Source organism: Litchfieldella anticariensis FP35 = DSM 16096, from assembly GCF_000409775.1.
Lineage (GTDB): Bacteria > Pseudomonadota > Gammaproteobacteria > Pseudomonadales > Halomonadaceae > Litchfieldella > Litchfieldella anticariensis.
This window is the reverse complement of sequence record NZ_KE332381.1, coordinates 1-1,728: the sequence shown is the minus strand read 5'-3', so window position 1 is coordinate 1,728 and position 1,728 is coordinate 1. Positions and strand designations below refer to the sequence as shown.

Annotated in this window: 1 rRNA gene; it reads right to left on the bottom strand. The window is 56.1% G+C overall.

Annotated features, from left to right (window positions below):
• Nucleotides 1-74: 74 nt before the first annotated feature.
• A 16S ribosomal RNA gene (locus tag L861_RS06830) occupies nt 75-1,614 on the bottom strand.
• Nucleotides 1,615-1,728 lie beyond the last annotated feature (114 nt).

Here is a 1,728-nt window from a genome sequence, read left to right as displayed (position 1 = left end):
ACCCAAACAGTCTTTGCTCTGGCCGATCAGGTAATTCATTGTGAGCACTTGCCGACTAGGGGCAAAGCGTCGTTTAAGGAGGTGATCCAGCCGCAGGTTCCCCTACGGCTACCTTGTTACGACTTCACCCCAGTCATGAACCACACCGTGGTGATCGCTCCCCCGAAGGTTAAGCTAACCACTTCTGGTGCAGTCCACTCCCATGGTGTGACGGGCGGTGTGTACAAGGCCCGGGAACGTATTCACCGTGACATTCTGATTCACGATTACTAGCGATTCCGACTTCACGGAGTCGAGTTGCAGACTCCGATCCGGACTGAGGCAGGCTTTCTGGGATTGGCTCCACGTCGCCGTCTCGCAACCCTTTGTACCTGCCATTGTAGCACGTGTGTAGCCCTACCCGTAAGGGCCATGATGACTTGACGTCGTCCCCACCTTCCTCCGGTTTGTCACCGGCAGTCTCCCTAGAGTTCCCGACCGAATCGCTGGCAAATAGGGACAGGGGTTGCGCTCGTTACGGGACTTAACCCAACATTTCACAACACGAGCTGACGACAGCCATGCAGCACCTGTCTGAGAGCTCCCGAAGGCACCCATCCATCTCTGGAAAGTTCTCTCGATGTCAAGGGTAGGTAAGGTTCTTCGCGTTGCATCGAATTAAACCACATGCTCCACCGCTTGTGCGGGCCCCCGTCAATTCATTTGAGTTTTAACCTTGCGGCCGTACTCCCCAGGCGGTCGACTTATCGCGTTAACTGCGCCACTAAGTTCTCGAAGAACCCAACGGCTAGTCGACATCGTTTACGGCGTGGACTACCAGGGTATCTAATCCTGTTTGCTACCCACGCTTTCGCACCTCAGCGTCAGTGTCAGACCAGAAGGCCGCCTTCGCCACTGGTATTCCTCCCGATCTCTACGCATTTCACCGCTACACCGGGAATTCTACCTTCCTCTCCTGCACTCTAGCCCAACAGTTCCGGATGCCATTCCCAGGTTGAGCCCGGGGCTTTCACAACCGGCTTATCGAGCCGCCTACGCGCGCTTTACGCCCAGTAATTCCGATTAACGCTCGCACCCTCCGTATTACCGCGGCTGCTGGCACGGAGTTAGCCGGTGCTTCTTCTGTGAGTGATGTCCTTCCTCGCGGTTATTAACCGCAAGGCCTTCTTCCTCACTGAAAGTGCTTTACAACCCGAGGGCCTTCTTCACACACGCGGCATGGCTGGATCAGGGTTGCCCCCATTGTCCAATATTCCCCACTGCTGCCTCCCGTAGGAGTCTGGGCCGTGTCTCAGTCCCAGTGTGGCTGATCATCCTCTCAGACCAGCTACGGATCGTCGCCTTGGTGGGCCATTACCCCACCAACTAGCTAATCCGACATAGGCTCATCCGATAGCGCAAGGCCCGAAGGTCCCCTGCTTTCTCCCGTAGGACGTATGCGGTATTAGCCTGGGTTTCCCCAGGTTATCCCCCACTATCGGGCAGATTCCTATGCATTACTCACCCGTCCGCCGCTCGCCACCAGGGAGCAAGCTCCCCGTGCTGCCGCTCGACTTGCATGTGTTAGGCCTGCCGCCAGCGTTCAATCTGAGCCATGATCAAACTCTTCAGTTTCAATCATTGTGTTCCTGCCCTTCCGCAGAAGGAGGTGGAACTAACCTGGCTCAAGGTCAAAGCTTCTCAAAAAGACCCGAAGGTCTTCGACGAGTCGCTTGCCTCGATGTGTGG